Here is a 16662-nt window from a genome sequence, read left to right as displayed (position 1 = left end):
TCTTCTCGGTTTCAATCATTCTGGTCAGAGGAAAATCGAGTGAAATTCAAAAAATTAATCGCTGATTAACCTGATTTGATATGGAGAGGAAGTAATAAATTGACAGGGCTGTGTAATACAGGAGTGATCATGTTCTGTGTGAAGCTTCCATCTAAAACGTCTAAAAACGTTCACTGTAACGAGATAAAGACTATTTGCATAACTACATACACAGGAATATAATGTTATACATGTAATACAGGGAGCCAATTTGTATTTTCAGGCTTGCTCTCAAGCCGAACCTGGTTTCGAGGTCTGAATCATGGAACTTGGATGCTCCTACGCTGAGTCAGGGTAAAGATAGAGCAGATGAGAAGGGAGTTCCGGTAGATTAAGGGTGTTTTTAACCTTTCCATAACCTCAGCAGAAGAAGCCATAAAATTGGGTGCTGACCAACCTAAGCAATCTACCAAGGCTTCATAGTTATCCGACTTACTCGCACCAGCGTTGCATAAATATTGAATGAAAGCCATATCTAGGGTGCTTTCATTCCAAATCTTGCAATTCTAATCGTAAGTTATGGCTATTTGCACAGAAGAGTTAAAAGCCACGTAGTTCACCAGAACTACACACGATAAACAGATATTAAGAAAGTTCAACAGCATGAGTGGGTTGTATGGTATAAACATCTCTATTTGCCCATAGAGGATAAGGTTCATCGATAGAATTTGACTTCAAATTCTAATAGCGACGACGCCAAAAACAATCCACTCGATGTAGAAAAAGCCTGTGGAATAGAATTATAAACTCTTCAAAAGAATTGAATAATCATTAGGCGATAAAACCCTGTATTAGAACAAGATACTGTTTTCAGCGCCTAGTATGGCTTGGAGTATTGTCTTTTAACAGTAGAGATTGATCAGAGACTTCGTGTCTGTCATTTCTTGAACCTTTATTGAGTCTTTTGGACTTTGCCATTTTATCTAAGGTAGTGAGCAATGCTTACTTCTTCATTTGTTAGTTCATGTTTAAAGGAGTTTCCAATGGCAACTCAGGAGGTCGTGACCACCGCCGAACTGGCAAAGCAGATTCTGGCTTGCAGTGAACAGGGATTTACAGGTCAGTTGGATTTGGCGATTAAAGAACCCAAAGTTCAGCGTTGGAGTCTGTATTTCCGCCAAGGTTGTTTGATTTGGGGTGCTGATGAAATACATCCCATCCGCCGATTGCTGCGACAGTTATCGATGTACTGTCCGCAAGTTGCGATCGATAGCAATGCCTTAGCCAGTCTATGTAAACAGCGCCAGCTTGCCACACGAGTGTCTACTATCTCTCAAGAAGCAGTTCAGCCTCAGGATGGAGACTACCGCTTTTTAGTCGAGTTGGTGAAACAAGGGAAAGTTAGGCGATCGCAAATGTCGGCGATCATTGAAGGTTACATTACCGAAATACTGTTCGATATCCATCAACGATGGGATCGATTTCGCTATCGTTCAGCCTTGCAACTGACTTACCGATCCCTTCCTCCAGACACCTTAAATTCATTCGATGCCACACTGATTTCGATTCAAGTTGAGCCGATTTGGCAGCAAGCCATTCAGGCTTGGCAGGCTTGGCAACAGGACGCCTTAGCTGAGATTTCCCCCAACCTTGCTCCCGCAATCTCCAAAGCTGAGGAATTGCGTTGGCAAACTCCGCCCAAAGTTTACCAAAACCTGATCACCCTTGTGGATGGTCATCAGACATTCAGGGATTTAGCCGTCAAGTTAAAACAGAACCTGTTACCCCTAACCCTGTCAATCATGCCCTATATCCGTAAAGGGTTGATTGAAGTACTCGAAGTTGGGGACTTGAACTATACCGTCAAGCCAACAACTCATCCTCAACCCCCAGCCTTCGGTTCACGGGTAAGGCCGGTTCAATCCCAACAGACAAGTCCCCTGGTGGCTTATATCGATGACAGCCGACTCGATTGCCAGATGATGAATCATATTCTCGCCCAAGCTGGCTATCGGTGCATCCTAATTCAAGACCCCGTGCAAGCCCTGCCACTCTTGCTAGAGCATAAACCTGACCTAATCTTTTTGGATCTGATTATGCCCGTTACCAACGGGTATGAAATCTGTTCACAAATTCGTCGAATTTCAGTATTCCAAGATACGCCTGTGATTATTCTCACCAGTAATGACGGAATTGTAGACCGAGTACGAGCCAAGATGGTTGGCTCTACGGGCTTTTTAGCCAAGCCCATCGGGCAGGAAAAAGTGTTGAGTACTTTGCAAAAGTATCTGACAGTAAAAAAACCGGCTCCATCCTAAGAGACTGCAAAATTGGCAGGATGAGTCTCTTGCCGTTGATTTAAAACCCAAAGCCCTGAATTTGACCCACGTTATCTCACAAAAGCTTGTTTATATGACTACAATTCTGTTGGTTGAAGATAGTCTCACAGAAACCGAAGTGATTACCCGTCACCTGAGACAGGCGGGTCTAAATGTAATCAGTGTCACCAGTGGTGAAGAAGCCCGTATTCAACTTCAGTCGCAAAAACCCGATTTGGTGATTCTCGATGTGATTTTGCCCGGTCAAAGCGGGTTTGAACTGTGCCGCGAAATCAAGACGAATACCAGTACCCAAGCCATCCCCGTCGTGATTTGCTCAACCAAAGGAACCGAAGCCGATAAACTTTGGGGTTCGATGCTGGGAGCCGATGCTTACATCCCTAAGCCCGTTGATCAGCAAGCACTGATGCAAACCATCCAGCAATTGACTTCCGTTTATTAGGTGAAGAGGAAAAGGAATTCATGCTGAACTCGCTTGACTTTGGGCAAACAGTAAACAGCCTTGACGGGCTAACCTTAGACTTCCTGTCTGAAGCTCCGCTACCTCCAGAAACACGCCAACGATTGCTTCGCTTTCCTCTGGGTGTGGAAGACAGTGCTCTGCTGCCCCTAGAACAAATTACCGAAATTTTTAGGCTGAATGTAGCAGAAATTCTCCCAGTTCCTGAAATGCCCAGTCAGGTATTAGGAATTTGCAATTGGCGGGGAGAAATGATTTGGCTGATAGACCTCAATTATCTGGTGGGATGTCCCCCCCTGTTTCGCCAACAATCCCTGTTGGTGCCTCCGACAGTCATGGTCGTTCAGGTTCAGGGTCAGTCGGTTGGCCTTGTGGTGCAACAAGTCAACGACATCGAGTTACACGACTTACAGCAACTCCAGCCCGTTGCCCCTGGTTTATTTCCGGCTAAACTCTTGCCTTTTGTCTTGGGGGCACTGCGCGGGGACAACGGTACCGTCTTAGATGTCATAGCCATTACTCAGTATCCCTTGTGGCAGAGGCATTCCTGATATAGCAGAAGGCAGAAGCTTTTAGGCTCCCACGTTTTCACTTTCTTTCCACTCGAAAATTACCTATCCCTGATATCCAAAAACAACAGTTAGCCGCAAAAAACGCTGGGCTGCTGTTGGAGCTTGCTGTGCTTTCTTTCCACCCTTTGAATCTAGAAGCCAATAAACTATGACAGATCTCAGCCACACTCATCCTTTTAATAGCAATCACCCGAACGGAATTCCTGTTACCTCCGATGCCGTTGACGCTTCAGAGGTTGCTAACCCTAGCGCCGATGTTTTTAACCGGGCGACTGAACCGAATACCGCAGCTACGGCGCAGTCGAGATTGGGGAGGGAGCAAGAACTAACCCTAGAGGAGCTAGCGCTAATCTCGTCAGAACGCGATCGCTCCCTGGCGATGCCCCCTGTTGAGTCCCAACTCGATTCATCACCCAGTCACCCTCAAAACGATCAAACATCTGTAAGATTCAAAGGTCATTTTGACAAGCAACATCTAAAGCATGAAAGGCAGTGGTTGTCAACCCTGGCGAATCAGATGCGCCAAGCGACCGATCAAGATACCTTGCTCAGGTTAACAGTCACAGAGATTCATCAGCATTTACAGGTTGATCGAGCGTTGATTTACCAATTCCACACCGATACTCAGGGTACGGTCGTAGCCGAGTTGATGGCGGGTGGCTATACGCCGACATTGGGAGAAACTCTGAGTGCGATCGCATTTGGTGCCCAGAACAGACAGGACTACCAACAACAGCAAGTCATCACCCTAGAGCATGTCTACCAAAAAGCTCCGACGCCCTATCAACTCCAATTGCTGCAAAAGTTTCAAGTTAAAGCCAGCTTAAGTTTGCCTATTTTCATCGAGGGGCAAGTGTGGGGCTTACTCACCGTGCAACAGTGTTCTGGACTTTCCCGACGGTGGCAGGAAACTGAAATTCGTCTGCTTTACCAAGTTGTCACCGAGATGACGACATGCTTACAGTTCTGGGAATTTCAGGCTCAAATTCAAAAACAGGCGGAGGCAGCGGCTAAAGAAGCTCAAGCAGAGCGAGCCGTGAATCTGGTAATTGAAAAGATTCGCAAGAGCCTCGACATCAACACCATTTTGGCAACAACCGCCCAAGAAGTCCGCAAACTCTTAGATATCGAACGCATCACAATTTACAAATTCCGTCCCGACTATTTCGGCGACTTTGTAGTGGAGTCGGAGACGGGAGGCTGGCCCAAACTAGTGGGTAGTAGCTGGGAAGACCCTTATTTACAAGAACACCAAGGCGGTCGCTTCCGCCACAACGAACCTCTGGTGGTTGATGATGTCTACAATGGCGGTCTCACGGATTGTCATGTGGAAGCGTTGGAAGACTTCGGCGTCAAATCCTGCATGGTAGTGTCCATCTTCCAAGGCAAGAAGTTGTGGGGATTGCTGAGTGCCTTTCAACACAGCGGCCCCAGGCATTGGCAAGACAATGAAGTCAAATGGCTCTCTCAAATCGCCGCTCAACTGGGGTTAGCGCTACAGCAGGCGGAGTACTTAGAAAAACTGCAATCCCAAACCCAGCAAATGGGTAAAGAGGCAGAACGAGAGCGAGCGATCGCCCGCGTGATTGATAAAATTCGTCAAAGCTCGGATATGGATGCCATTTTCCGAGTCGCGGCACAAGAAGTCCGCCGACTGCTCGATGTAGAGCGGATTACAATTTACAAGTTCCGTCCCGACTATTTCGGCGATTTCATGGTGGAGTCGGAGACGGGAGGTTGGCCCAAACTGGTGGGTAGTGGTTGGGAAGACCCTTATTTGCAGGAAAACCAAGGCGGTCGCTTCCGCAATAACGAACCTCTGGTGGTTGATGATGTCTACAATGGCGGTCTCACGGATTGCCATGTAGAAGCCTTGGAATACTTCGGGGTGAAATCCTGCATGGTGGTGTCCATCTTCCAAGGTAAGAAGTTGTGGGGATTGCTCAGTGCCTTTCAACACAGTGGCTCCAGGCATTGGCAAGACAATGAAGTCAAGTTGCTGTTTCAAATCGCCGCTCAACTGGGCTTAGCCATCCAGCAAGCAGAATATGTAGCACAGGTCAAGGAGCAATCCGCTCAAATCGCCAAAGGTGCAGAGCGAGAGAGAATTGTCGCCAGCATCCTGGAAAAGATTCTTAAATCTTCTGACATCGACACCGTATTCAAGACGACGGTGCAGGAAGTACGAAAAGTCCTGAATGTAGAACGGGTAACAATTTACAAATTTCGCCCAGACTACTTCGGCGACTTTGTAGTGGAGTCGGAGTCTGGAGGTTGGCCTAAACTCGTGGGCAGTGGTTGGGAAGACCCTTATTTACAAGAACACAAAGGGGGTCGCTTCCGCGACAATGAAGTCTTCGTCGTGGATGATATCTACAAGACGGAGATGACGGATTGTCATGTAGAAGCCTTAGAATTCTTTGCAATCAAATCCTGCCTCGTGGCTCCTATCTTGCAAGGGCAACATCTATGGGGATTGGTGTCGGCGTTTCAACACAGCAAACCCCGGCATTGGGAAGAGGGTGAAGTCAAGTTGCTGGCTCAAATTGGGGCTCAACTCGGCTTAGCTCTACAACAGGCTGAGTATATCGAGGAAATGCGCGTGCAGTCCCAACAGTTAGCCAAGTCCGTGGATCGAGGAGCCGTTTATAGCCGACTGATCTACAGACTAGGAAGTGCGCTGATTCAGGAGCATTTTTCCCTGGATAATGTGTTACAACTGGCGCTTCTGGAATTACGCAAACAGTTAAAGTGCGATCGCGTCGGTATTTATCAATTTAATCCAGACTGGAGTGGTCAGTTTATCGTCGAGGATGTGGGCAGCGATTGGACGAAACTCGTAGGCACAGACCTAGCGATAGTTGAAGATACCCACCTCCAAGAAACCAGGGGTGGTCGCTATCGTCGGCGAGAAACGTTCAGCGTAGACGATGTCTACACGATTGGGCATCAGGAATGCCACGTCCAATTGCTGGAGCAATGGGACGTAAAAGCCTACATGATTGCCCCCATCTTTAAGGGTGACCAACTCTGGGGTCTATTAGGAGCCTATCAAAATGATGAACCCCGTCACTGGGAGCAGATGGACGTAAACCTACTCGCTCAAGTGGGTGTGCAAATTGGTCTGGCTCTGCAACAAGCGGAATACTTAGAACAACTGAGAACCCAAGCGCAGCAATTGACCGAGTCAGCCGAACGGGAACGAGGGGCAAAAGAGCAACTCCAACGAGAGGTAATTCAATTACTGACGGCGGTGCGACCGGCACTGAAAGGAGACCTCACCGTTCGCGCTCCTGTGACGGAAGATGAAGTGGGGACTATTGCCGATGCTTACAACAATACTCTGCAAAGCCTGCGCGGTATCGTGAAGCAGGTACAGACTGCGTCGAGACAAGTCGCTCAAACCTCCCAAGACAGTGAATCCTCGATCGCCGGTTTGGCGTCACAAGCTCAGCAGCAATTCCAGTTCCTAGAGCGCACCCTGGAGCAAATTCAGACTCTTGTCAATTCCACCAATGCGGTGAGCACCAACGCTCAACAGGTCAACTTGGCGGTACAGCAGGCGAACCAGACGGTTCGGGAAGGGGATGCCGCCATGAACCATACCGTAGATGGCATTCTAGCGATTCGCGAAACCGTAGCGGAAACCAGCAAACGCCTCAAGCGCTTGAGTGAATCGTCCCAGAAGGTGTCCAGGGTGGTGAACCTGATTAGCAATTTTACAACCCAGACCCAATTGTTAGCACTGAACGCGGCAATTGAAGCTACCAGAGCGGGTCAATATGGACGGGGTTTTGTTGTGGTTGCGGATGAGGTGCGCTCTCTAGCGCGTCAATCGGCTGAAGCGACGACCGAAATCGCGCAGCTAGTTCAAGAGATTCAGGAGGGTACGGCGGAGGTTTCCGTCGCAATGGAAACCGGCATTCAGCAGGTGGCTCAAGGAACTCATTTGGTTACCAATGCTCGCCAAAATCTAAATGCGATCGTGGAAGCCACCAGTCAAATTAGCCAGCTTGTAGAGGGTATTACCCAAGCAACCCAGCTCCAAACCGATCAGTTTCAGTCAGTAACCCAAACCATGACTGATGTGGCTGCGATCGCTAACAAGACCTCAGAGGATTCGGTGGAGATTTCCACATCCTTTAAAGAACTGTTGGCAATGGCTCAAAACCTACAAGCAAGTGCAGACCAGTTCAAGGTTGATTAATGGGGAAATAGGTAATGGGGAAATAGGTAATGGGGAGTATCCCAACTGTGCAAATTTAGCAAATTTCAAGAAGGGTAAGGATAGTTTATATCTCAAGGCTCCCCCGCTCCCCAGCTCCCCAGCTCCCCAGCTCCCCCGCTCCCCAACTCCCCAGCTCCCCTGCGCCGCTTCGCTTACAATACTTCAGATTTCAGATGACTAATGACCCGACAATTCGCGAACAAAGCTACCGCTACTTTCTCCAGGAAGCGCCGGAACTCTTACAGGTTTTAGAGCAAGAATTGCTCACTCTTCGAGAAGATTACAGTATCAACAAAGTCCACAATTTGATGCGAACAACCCACACCTTAAAAGGAGCCGCCGCGAGTATTGGGTTGGAAACCATCAAAACAGTTGCTCACTCTTTAGAGGATATTTTCAAAGCCTTATTTAATCCCGAATTGTCCATTGATGCGGAAGTTGAAGCCTTACTTTTTGAGGGTTATGAGTGTCTGCGCTTACCCCTTACGGCTGAACTTACAGGGGGACAAGTGAATGATGCTGAGATTCTCGATCGCACCGCCGCTATTTTTACTCAACTCCAAGATAAGCTAGGAAACTGTTTTGGTGAGGAAGCTCACATCCCCAACTCCGTCGAATTGGGTTTTGATGTGACACAGTCCATCTTTGAGGTGGGTGTCACTCAACGCTTAGACGAAATTGCCGCTGTTGTCGCCTTAGGCGACCCTCAGTCCGTTGCCATTACGCTTCGGACTCAGTGCGAAATTTTCCAAGGCTTGGCGGAATCGCTTAATTTATCAGGGTTTGAAGCCATTGCTCAGGCGGCAACAAAGGCTCTAGACGCTCATCCCGATCAGGTGCTGCGGATTGCTCAGATCGCTCTAGGCGACTTTCAAGCTGGACAGGCAGCGGTGCTCAATGGCGATCGCAGCCAAGGCGGTCAACCCTCCCTTGATTTGCAACAACTTGCAGGTTTCACCGGCGATGTGAGCGAACTTCACGATGATCTTGACGGGACTCAACCGGAATTGGACGGGGTAACCGATACATCGGATTTAGACTTAAGTGTGACTGATCCACAAAACGATGAATCAGTCAACCCTCTTTTGGAGTTAATTTGGGGTGGAGTAGGCATCCCAGAGTTCCAAAGTTTTGAGCAAGATGCTTTAGCACCGGCAGACTCTGTGTATGCAACTTCCCCTGCTGAGGAGAAAGTGAATCTAACTGATAGCCAAGCATCTACTCCTCCTGAGTCTGTAGGCGCAAAAGCAACTCTGGAAACCTCATCTGCCGAGCCAGTTAGTGTATCCCATTCTGGAGCTAAAACAGATAGTGATTACCCTCCCATCCTGACAGCCGAAGTCAGCGAAGCAACAGCCATTCCCCAGAAAGAACAGGTGTCTGTGTCTCAAACTGTGCGGATCGAAGTTGAACACTTAAATCACCTGAATTACTCAATTGGGGAATTGCTCACGAATCAAAACCACCAGTCACTCCAGAATGAACAGTTACAGACAGCAGTTCGTTCACTCCTCACCCGCCTCAAGCAACATCAACAACTGCTGGGTCAACTACAGGATTGGTCTGACCACCTATCCGTTGTGTCAGAAAAACAGCAAATTGAGCAATGGGGAATAAGTAAGCCTGCTTTCCATCCAAACCACCCGATCCAAAATCCATCCTCTCCCTTAATCAGTGGCGCTGCCAAAATCCAAAATCGCTTTGATTCTCTGGAACTCGATCGCTATAGTGAATCTCAAATCTTGGTTCAGTTGCTTCTGGAAGACGCTGTGCAATTATCAGAAGCTGCCGAGGCGGTTGACTTGTTTGCTCATCAGTCCAATCAGACTTTGGAAAAACAACGTCGGTTGTTGACCAGCACCCGTGATGCCCTGATGGAAGCCCGGATGTTGCCCTTGGGAGAGATTTTCAGTCGCTTCCCTCGTGTCTTACAGCAGTTGGAAGCGTTGCATAACAAGCCAGTCGGATTGGAATTCGGGGGGACAGAAGTTCTAGTCGATAAAGTGGTAGCCGAGAAGCTGTATGCTCCTTTGCTGCACCTGGTTCGCAATGCTTTTGCCCACGGCATTGAGTCCCCTACAGTCCGGCAACAGCAGGGCAAGCCCAAAATCGGTCAGATTGAAATTTCTGCTTACCATCAAGGTAAATTCCTGGTGATTGAAGTCCGGGATGATGGTCAAGGGTTAGATTTTGAGCTGATTCGCCAACGGGCGGTAGAATGCCAACTTGTCTCACCGGAACAGGCGGTGCGTCTGAATGAAGTGCAGTTAACGAATTTCCTATTTGAGGCGGGTTTTTCGACAACCTCTCAGGTGAACGACTTATCTGGGCGCGGGATTGGTCTGGATCTGGTTCGTGCTCAGTTGCAAGCCCTCCAAGGTTTGATCGCGGTTGATTCAGAACCCAACCGGGGGACTCGGTTCGTACTGCAAATTCCTTTGAGCTTAACCATTGCCAAATTGCTCCTCACTCAAGCAGGCAACCGCAGCTATGCCTTGCTCACGGATGCGATCGAGCAAATTCTCATTCCTCAATCTCACCAAATCCGGTGTTGGGAAGGTGGCAAAGTCATCCGGTGGGGCAAGGATACTCACGAGCAACTTATTGCGGTACACCGACTCTCGGACGTTCTGGATTACTGCTCATTGCTCCCCGACGCATTGCCCTCTCCATCTCAGTATCCCGTCGCGGCTGAGGGTCAACAGTTCCCCATCATTCTCATCCGTTGCCAGGAGAGGCTTTTGGGCTTGGAAGTAGACCAACTGCTTGGGGAACAAGAATTGGTGATTCGCCCTTTGGGGGAAATGATTGTACCACCCGCTTATGTTTATGGTGGCAGCATTCTGGCTGATGGTCGGCTGACGTTGGTCATCGATGGAGCGGTATTAATGGAATATGCAATTGCACGGCAGACAGATGACACCCTCGTTACCTTACCCTTCAGGAAACAAGATCGCTATACTCTACCCCAATTGCCCCATGCCACGCCCCATCTCCTCCCACCCAGCCAAGGGCAACGACAATTGCCCACTGGGATGCGTGCGGCTTTACCCGGAACACCCGCTCCGGATTTATTGGCAAAACCAGGCAAAATGATTCTTCTGGTTGATGATTCAATCACCTTACGCCAAACCCTGGCTTTGACCTTACAGAAGGCTGGCTATCAAGTTCTTCAGGCAAAAGATGGTTATGAAGCCATTGAACAACTCCGGCACCAGGCCAACAATATCGGTTTAGTTATCTGTGATATTGAGATGCCTCGAATGAATGGGTTCGAGTTTCTCAAACACCGTCAACAAGACCCTACTTTGGTCAATATTCCGACCATCATGCTGACTTCTCGAAGTGGCGAAAAACATCGTTTAATTGCTTCAGAATTAGGGGCTAATGATTATATCACCAAACCCTTTATAGAACACAATATGTTGGCGAGGGTAACGGCTGTACTTGAGAAAAGTAGTCTCAATTCTAGTTCTAGATAGGGGGTTAAGAGCAATCATGCAAGACGAATTAAACATAGAAAAATTCATCGTTTTTAAAATTGCAGACTATCTCTTCGGTCTCTCCATTAATGATGTTCTGAAGGTAATCACTTGTTCTCTTACAGACAACAGAAACCTGAGAACCATGGGTATTGTCCAGCTAGGCCAGTACATGGTTAAGGTTTTAGATTTTCATCAATCGTTAGGCTCAGAAGATTTGACCGAATTACCAGGTGAGCAATCTTTTTTAGTCATTACTCGCAATGGCGAGGGGGAACTGTGCGGAATTTTAGTGGATGAGCCACCTAATTTGATGGAGTTAGCTCAAGAGAGCTTACAAATTATACCGAGATCTAACCATCAATCGGGTATGTTTCAACTGGTTAGTCATGGGGCTGTTATATCTGCTCAAGAAGGTACAATAACGATTCTTGTGTTGGATATGAAGCGAACCCTGAGTAATGCTATTCCAATTAATAATCTATTATCTTTAATGCCGTCCTGAAGAAATGGTCTCGGTTTTTAGCGGTTAAATCAGTACTAGAACACCACTTCATTAATTCCAAAATGAGAAACAAAGAAGTGATATTCTAGTACTCAAACGCTTTTATTCAGAAGATTTTTGATTACATTAGATGCAATCACACTTACTCGTTTAAACAGGCAATTGTCCAGCTATTTCCTCATCTTTGCCTTGAGTGGCTGCCAGAAGTTTTTCTTTATCCCGTTTGCGTTTTTTTGCGTAGAGCTGAATCGTGACTGCCATGCTAATAATTAAGCCAAAGATGACCCAGGCGGTGATATCGGTCGGTAGATTATTCTTAAACACGGCGAGTAAGACAATCGCCACCAACAAGATTGTCGGCGCTTCATTCAGCGCTCGAAATTGCTGTCCACTCCACTGACATTCTCCTGCTGCCAGTTTCTTCATAATCCGACCGCAGTAATGATGATAAGCCAGCAAAACCGCAACGAACGCTAGCTTAAAATGTAACCAACTGCTTTTGAGAACTTCTGGTTCAGTCGTCAGTAAACCAATCGCCATCGCGACTGTCACCAGCATTCCTGGCGTGGTAATAATGCGGTAAAGCCGCTTCTCCATCAGCTCATATTGCTTTTTGAGAATCGTTTGAGCGGGTTCCGGTTCTTGGGAAGCCTCTGCATGATAGACAAAAAGACGCACCAGGTAGAACAACCCGGCAAACCAAACGACAACGCCAATCAGGTGAAATGCTTTAAACCAGTAATATGCCATAAATGATTTCCTCTAATGTTGAGGCGCTTGAGTAGGGTAAGTAATTTCGATCCTACTTGCTTTGGGGTAGCGCCTCTCAAGGGTGCCCCTTGATTAGGTTAATATCCAACAGAAGTGCTTGTGTTAAGAACTCGATTGAGACATGATATATGAGATTACACCCAGAAGTGATGAAAAGCCCTCTGTGCATCTCGCTGTCCATTTTCTAGATCGCTTTTTGCCTAAGTTAACAATTTGTTGAGAAGATGAGACAATTCCGTCCTTGGGCTTTTGCCCGATAGAGGGCGCGATCGGCAGCCGCAATGAGTGTATCAGCGATAGACTCAGATGTGGGAAAGAGGCTAGCAATTCCGATACTCACGGTGACATATTCACTCACATCGGAATTGGCATGAGGAATTTTCAAAGCCCTAATCTTAGACTGAATGTTGTGAGCGATATGAGCAGCACCGATCCCTTCTGTATTCGGCAGAATTACGGCAAATTCTTCTCCACCGTAACGTGCCACTAAATCAGCGGGACGCTTTACCGACTCGGAGATAGTACGCGCTACGGCTTTTAAACAGGCGTCTCCGCAAGGATGACCATAGGTATCGTTATAATTTTTGAAAAAGTCAACGTCACACAAAATTAGCGAAATTGGGGAGAACTCTCGTGCCATTCGCTGCCACTCCCGGCTTAAGTACTCATCAAAGGAGCGACGATTAGACACCTGGGTGAGGCTATCAATGGTTGCTAAATGGAGTAATTTTTGATTCGCTTGTTCTAACTCTCGATAAAGTCGAGACTTTTCGATCAGAATTCGCACCCGTTGACGCAGCACAGCTAAGTTAATTGGCTTTGTAATGTAATCGCTAGCACCAACTTCAAAAGCGCGATCGACTGAGGCTTGATCGTCTAGTGCTGTAATCATTAACACCGGGATGTGTTCGCTGCCTGGGAAGGATTGCAGGGTTGTGCAGCACTCAAAACCATCCATAACTGGCATCATGGCATCTAAGAGAATCAGGCTGGGTTGGGTGTGTTTATAAACTTCTAGGCACTCATCTCCTTGAGAGGCTTCTACAACCGAATATCCTTCCCTTTTTAAAACTTTATGTAACATCAATCGCGTTATTTTGTCATCATCTGCCACTAAAATGAGAGGGGAAGTCTGTTGGATAGGGGTACACCGATCGGCCGATATTTCACTAACCATTGGTTTTTTAGATACCGCTCTTTGCACTACAAGCGGTATTTCATAATAAGTCATCTGCTATAGCGTAGTCTCTGAAAATCTTGAAGATAAGTAGTAAATTTACAAAAAAAGCATCTTCCTTACGAAATATTTAAAAAATCTGTCAGTCGTTCCTAGTTAGAGGGGGAACCAGAAGTGAGGTACAAAGTGAGGGCGATCGCGAAGTCGTCTAGGTAATTTTGCCTTAGGGTTAAGCTCCACTACCTGACAAACTTAGAAACATTCTCGACCCATTACCTATTACCCATTACCACTTACCTCTTCAATCAAAGTGTTGTTGAAAAGAGAAGTTCAATATAGTTACGATTCCGTTTTTAGAAGACTTGTTGCATAAATCACAAGCAAAGGGCTGATATGTCAATAGCTAGAACTTTTGCGAGAGAGGTCTCTTCTCTTAAAACGGTTCTGCTCCTTGGTAGATTGACAGGATGGTTTTTTGTTGTTCATCTACCGACTAGTCTGTTAAAGATAAGGAATCGTGACCATGCAGACCCTCGATCAAACCAAAGCCGACCTGTTCGCTCAACGGATGTTGGACATTCTCAATAACGGAGCAATCGTGCTGATGACATCCATTGGGCACCGCACCGGATTATTTGATACCTTGGCTCAACTGCCACCCTCCACAAGTCAGCAAATTGCCGATGCTGCCGGATTGAATGAGCGCTACGTGCGGGAGTGGTTAGGTTCGATGGTGACAGGTTGTTTCGTGGAATATGAGCCGACTGCCGGTGTCTACTCCCTGCCTCCTGAACATGCCGCATTTCTGACACGAGATGCGAGTCCTAATAACATTGCTGTCACTACACAATTCCTTCCCTTACTGGGAGCGGTAGAAGATCAGGTGATCGAATGCTTCTATAAAGGCGGCGGCGTTCCCTACTCTGCTTACAAGCGCTTCCATCAAGTTATGGCGGAAGATAGTGGGCAAACGGTCGTTGCGGCACTCGAAGAGCATATTCTTCCCCTAATTCCCGATTTAACGAAAGCTTTGGAAGGGGGAATTGATGTGCTTGATGTGGGTTGTGGAAGTGGTCGTGCTCTCAACGAAATGGCGAAGCAATTTCCCAACAGTCGCTTCAAAGGGTACGATTTCTCGGAAGAGGCGATCGCAGCAGCTCAAGCGCAAGCCAATAATCTAAGACTCACCAACATTCAGTTTCAGGTCAAAGATGCTGCCAAACTGAATGAAGTGGAACAGTATGACTTGATCTGCACGTTTGATTCGATTCATGACCAAGCCAAACCCGATATCGTTTTGCGTGGGATTTACCAGGCGTTGCGCCCGGATGGCACCTACTTAATGCAAGATATTCGTGCATCCAGCAATGTTCACGGCAATTTAGATCATCCCATCGCACCATTACTCTACACGATTTCTTGCCTGCACTGTATGACAGTATCACTCGCCGCCGACGGCATGGGACTGGGTGCAGTTTGGGGTGAAGAAAAAGCTCTAGAAATGTTAAAAGATGCAGGATTTTCTCGTGTGACCATTCAGCAGCTTGACCATGATTTCATGAATAATTTTTACATCGTTAAGAAGAATTAAGAAAAGAAAAAATATGTGCAAAATCTGTACATTGGCATTGCGTCATCAGGGACAGAACACCAGTGATTCACGACCGCTGAATACTAGAGATCTTTCAGTGTGGATTACTCTCAATTCGCCCATCCCTAAACAGAGGAAACCTCCGGCATCAAAGAATCAATCGTAATTAAAAAAAAGCGCTGTGTAGGGCGTCTCCTAAGGTCATGTTCATGGAATTATGAGAATAGGGATAGCATCCGTTCCAGATTCAAGCCTTATTCACACGAATCAAACTCAAACGACCTTAATTCCCGATTTATTAGATAAGTCGGGAATTTTGTCTTCACAAATAATTAGCACTCGCCACCCTGATTCAATAATTACCAGATTCCCAGTCTTACTCCCCTGGTGCTGGAGGCTGCTCGCTAACCGATGATTGTTTCAGCTTTCGTGACTCTAACCATCCTGGAACCACAAACCAAGCAACCACCAGGATCAGAGCAATGATCGCAAATTTAGCAACCCAAGAGATTAATTGCTCGAGTGGCACAATTCGTCCGAGAAAGAACGATAAAGTCACCATTACTGAAGCCCAAACGGTAGCACCAGCTATATTGAACAACATGAATTGCGGGAAGGGCATTTCCACAATTCCCGCCATTGGACTGGCTAAAATCCGCAGAAATGCTACAAATCTGCCGAAAAATACAGCTCTACCCGCATTTTCCCCAAATTCCCTTTTCACTTCCATTAGTTGCGCTTCACTGATGCGAAACAAACGCCCCGCTCGTCCCAACAAAGCCCAGCCGCCCAGTTTGCCAATCCAATAACCAGCGCTGCTGCCCACAACAGCACCGCTGCTTGCCGTACCCAGTACCAACCAATAATCGAGTTCTCCACTACCTGCCAGGAAACCCCCTACGATGGTAATTGTTTCCCCAGGTATAGGAATTCCTAAGCTTTCCAGGGCGATTCCAAAAAAAACAGCCCAGTAGCCATAGTGCCGTGCAATTTCCTGGATTGTCTCCAGTGACAGAAACTCAAAAGACATCCAGCTTAGCCTTTACAAATGTTCATCACTTCTCTCATCTTGACGCGCTCCCCAGAATTGTGTCAATGAAGCAGGGTGTATTAGGCGCATATAATTCTGAGCGATCGCCACCAAGTGGTTTTGGCTCACCGTCACACACCCTAGACATGCCTTAATCGTCTTTAAGTGGGCACCAGCTCACCCGGACGCAGCTTAGCCCATTTTCCGGTTTCTTGCTTAAAGCTCAGGCACCCCACGACATCCCATTCCATCTCCACGTAATCTTGATGGGGACGAATATTGACATTAATGGTAGGTTCTGTCGCTTCAAAATCGGGGGTTTCCGTCAAGTGCGGCACCTCATGCTGAGTTTCCACGGCATGATAGGTGGTACAGCGGTCTACATAGTGGCAGTTAACGCAAATACACATTGCACAAACTCCAAGTTCTTTTTGTCACTCTAGCTTAGGCAAGAGCTTGATTGACCCGCATTTGGGCTGATCTTTATGACTTGTAAAGAAGTTTTTCAGTCTAAGTTGCACGTTGAAA

12 protein-coding genes are annotated in these 16662 nt (G+C 47.1%); 7 read left to right on the top strand and 5 right to left on the bottom strand.

Features of this window, described 5'->3' with window-relative positions:
• Positions 1 to 299: 299 nt before the first annotated feature.
• Positions 300 to 512 (bottom strand): hypothetical protein, encoded by a 213-nt coding sequence (locus MIC7113_RS36925; protein ID WP_015185611.1) that lies wholly within the window; start codon positions 510 to 512, stop codon positions 300 to 302.
• A 510-nt stretch (positions 513 to 1022) separates the two neighbouring features.
• Between MIC7113_RS36925 and MIC7113_RS28235 the strand changes: the two genes are divergently transcribed.
• The 6 genes from MIC7113_RS28235 (at position 1023) to MIC7113_RS28205 (ending at position 11565) form a co-directional block, all read left to right on the top strand.
• Positions 1023 to 2297 (top strand): response regulator, encoded by a 1275-nt coding sequence (locus tag MIC7113_RS28235; RefSeq protein ID WP_015185610.1) that lies wholly within the window; start codon positions 1023 to 1025, stop codon positions 2295 to 2297.
• A gap of 94 nt (positions 2298 to 2391) precedes the next feature.
• Positions 2392 to 2760, top strand: a complete 369-nt coding sequence (locus MIC7113_RS28230) for a response regulator transcription factor (RefSeq protein WP_015185609.1) — start codon at positions 2392 to 2394, stop codon at positions 2758 to 2760.
• A 20-nt stretch (positions 2761 to 2780) separates the two neighbouring features.
• Complete coding sequence (locus MIC7113_RS28225; protein WP_015185608.1) at positions 2781 to 3329, top strand: chemotaxis protein CheW; 549 nt, start codon at positions 2781 to 2783, stop codon at positions 3327 to 3329.
• Positions 3330 to 3498: 169 nt separating this feature from the next.
• Positions 3499 to 7557 carry a GAF domain-containing protein gene (locus MIC7113_RS28220; RefSeq protein ID WP_015185607.1) on the top strand — a complete coding sequence of 1353 codons (4059 nt, stop codon included), beginning with the start codon at positions 3499 to 3501 and terminating at the stop codon, positions 7555 to 7557.
• 194 nt (positions 7558 to 7751) lie between these two features.
• The gene (locus tag MIC7113_RS28210) at positions 7752 to 11060 is read left to right on the top strand and encodes a hybrid sensor histidine kinase/response regulator (RefSeq protein WP_015185606.1); all 3309 of its coding nucleotides are present in this window, start codon (positions 7752 to 7754) and stop codon (positions 11058 to 11060) included.
• A 16-nt stretch (positions 11061 to 11076) separates the two neighbouring features.
• Positions 11077 to 11565: a chemotaxis protein CheW gene (locus MIC7113_RS28205; protein ID WP_015185605.1), complete on the top strand. Its 489-nt coding sequence runs from the start codon at positions 11077 to 11079 to the stop codon at positions 11563 to 11565.
• 150 nt (positions 11566 to 11715) lie between these two features.
• Here the strand turns inward: MIC7113_RS28205 and hemJ are convergent, their stop codons facing one another.
• Together hemJ and MIC7113_RS28195 are read right to left on the bottom strand one after the other, a co-directional pair.
• Complete coding sequence (gene hemJ / locus MIC7113_RS28200) at positions 11716 to 12315, bottom strand: protoporphyrinogen oxidase HemJ (RefSeq protein ID WP_015185604.1); 600 nt, start codon at positions 12313 to 12315, stop codon at positions 11716 to 11718.
• A 226-nt stretch (positions 12316 to 12541) separates the two neighbouring features.
• Complete coding sequence (locus MIC7113_RS28195) at positions 12542 to 13513, bottom strand: response regulator (RefSeq protein ID WP_051055971.1); 972 nt, start codon at positions 13511 to 13513, stop codon at positions 12542 to 12544.
• Between the two features lie 523 nt (positions 13514 to 14036).
• On the opposite strand from MIC7113_RS28195, the gene MIC7113_RS28190 reads away from it, so the two are divergent.
• Positions 14037 to 15104: a class I SAM-dependent methyltransferase gene (locus MIC7113_RS28190; RefSeq protein ID WP_015185602.1), complete on the top strand. Its 1068-nt coding sequence runs from the start codon at positions 14037 to 14039 to the stop codon at positions 15102 to 15104.
• 376 nt (positions 15105 to 15480) lie between these two features.
• Here the strand turns inward: MIC7113_RS28190 and MIC7113_RS28185 are convergent, their stop codons facing one another.
• Positions 15481 to 16134: a DedA family protein gene (locus MIC7113_RS28185; RefSeq protein ID WP_015185601.1), complete on the bottom strand. Its 654-nt coding sequence runs from the start codon at positions 16132 to 16134 to the stop codon at positions 15481 to 15483.
• 161 nt (positions 16135 to 16295) lie between these two features.
• Positions 16296 to 16544, bottom strand: coding sequence for a Ycf34 family protein (locus tag MIC7113_RS28180; protein ID WP_015185600.1), 249 nt, complete (start codon positions 16542 to 16544; stop codon positions 16296 to 16298).
• Positions 16545 to 16662 lie beyond the last annotated feature (118 nt).

The organism is Allocoleopsis franciscana PCC 7113 (assembly GCF_000317515.1).
GTDB classification, from domain to species: Bacteria; Cyanobacteriota; Cyanobacteriia; order Cyanobacteriales; family Coleofasciculaceae; genus Allocoleopsis; species Allocoleopsis franciscana.
The sequence above is the reverse complement of the archived record's forward strand: the minus strand, read 5'-3'. Positions and strand labels throughout refer to the sequence as shown.

What these genes read in the sequence shown, in the direction of transcription:
- MIC7113_RS28235 (WP_015185610.1), top strand. Translation starts at nt 1,023, where the DNA reads ATGGCAACTCAGGAGGTCGTGACCACCGCCGAACTGGCAAAGCAGATT.
- MIC7113_RS28225 (WP_015185608.1), top strand. Translation starts at nt 2,781, where the DNA reads ATGCTGAACTCGCTTGACTTTGGGCAAACAGTAAACAGCCTTGACGGG.
- MIC7113_RS28185 (WP_015185601.1), bottom strand. Translation starts at nt 16,134, where the DNA reads ATGTCTTTTGAGTTTCTGTCACTGGAGACAATCCAGGAAATTGCACGG.
- MIC7113_RS28230 (WP_015185609.1), top strand. Translation starts at nt 2,392, where the DNA reads ATGACTACAATTCTGTTGGTTGAAGATAGTCTCACAGAAACCGAAGTG.
- MIC7113_RS28190 (WP_015185602.1), top strand. Translation starts at nt 14,037, where the DNA reads ATGCAGACCCTCGATCAAACCAAAGCCGACCTGTTCGCTCAACGGATG.
- MIC7113_RS36925 (WP_015185611.1), bottom strand. Translation starts at nt 512, where the DNA reads ATGGCTTTCATTCAATATTTATGCAACGCTGGTGCGAGTAAGTCGGAT.
- MIC7113_RS28180 (WP_015185600.1), bottom strand. Translation starts at nt 16,544, where the DNA reads ATGTGTATTTGCGTTAACTGCCACTATGTAGACCGCTGTACCACCTAT.
- hemJ (WP_015185604.1), bottom strand. Translation starts at nt 12,315, where the DNA reads ATGGCATATTACTGGTTTAAAGCATTTCACCTGATTGGCGTTGTCGTT.
- MIC7113_RS28195 (WP_051055971.1), bottom strand. Translation starts at nt 13,513, where the DNA reads ATGGTTAGTGAAATATCGGCCGATCGGTGTACCCCTATCCAACAGACT.
- MIC7113_RS28205 (WP_015185605.1), top strand. Translation starts at nt 11,077, where the DNA reads ATGCAAGACGAATTAAACATAGAAAAATTCATCGTTTTTAAAATTGCA.
- MIC7113_RS28220 (WP_015185607.1), top strand. Translation starts at nt 3,499, where the DNA reads ATGACAGATCTCAGCCACACTCATCCTTTTAATAGCAATCACCCGAAC.
- MIC7113_RS28210 (WP_015185606.1), top strand. Translation starts at nt 7,752, where the DNA reads ATGACTAATGACCCGACAATTCGCGAACAAAGCTACCGCTACTTTCTC.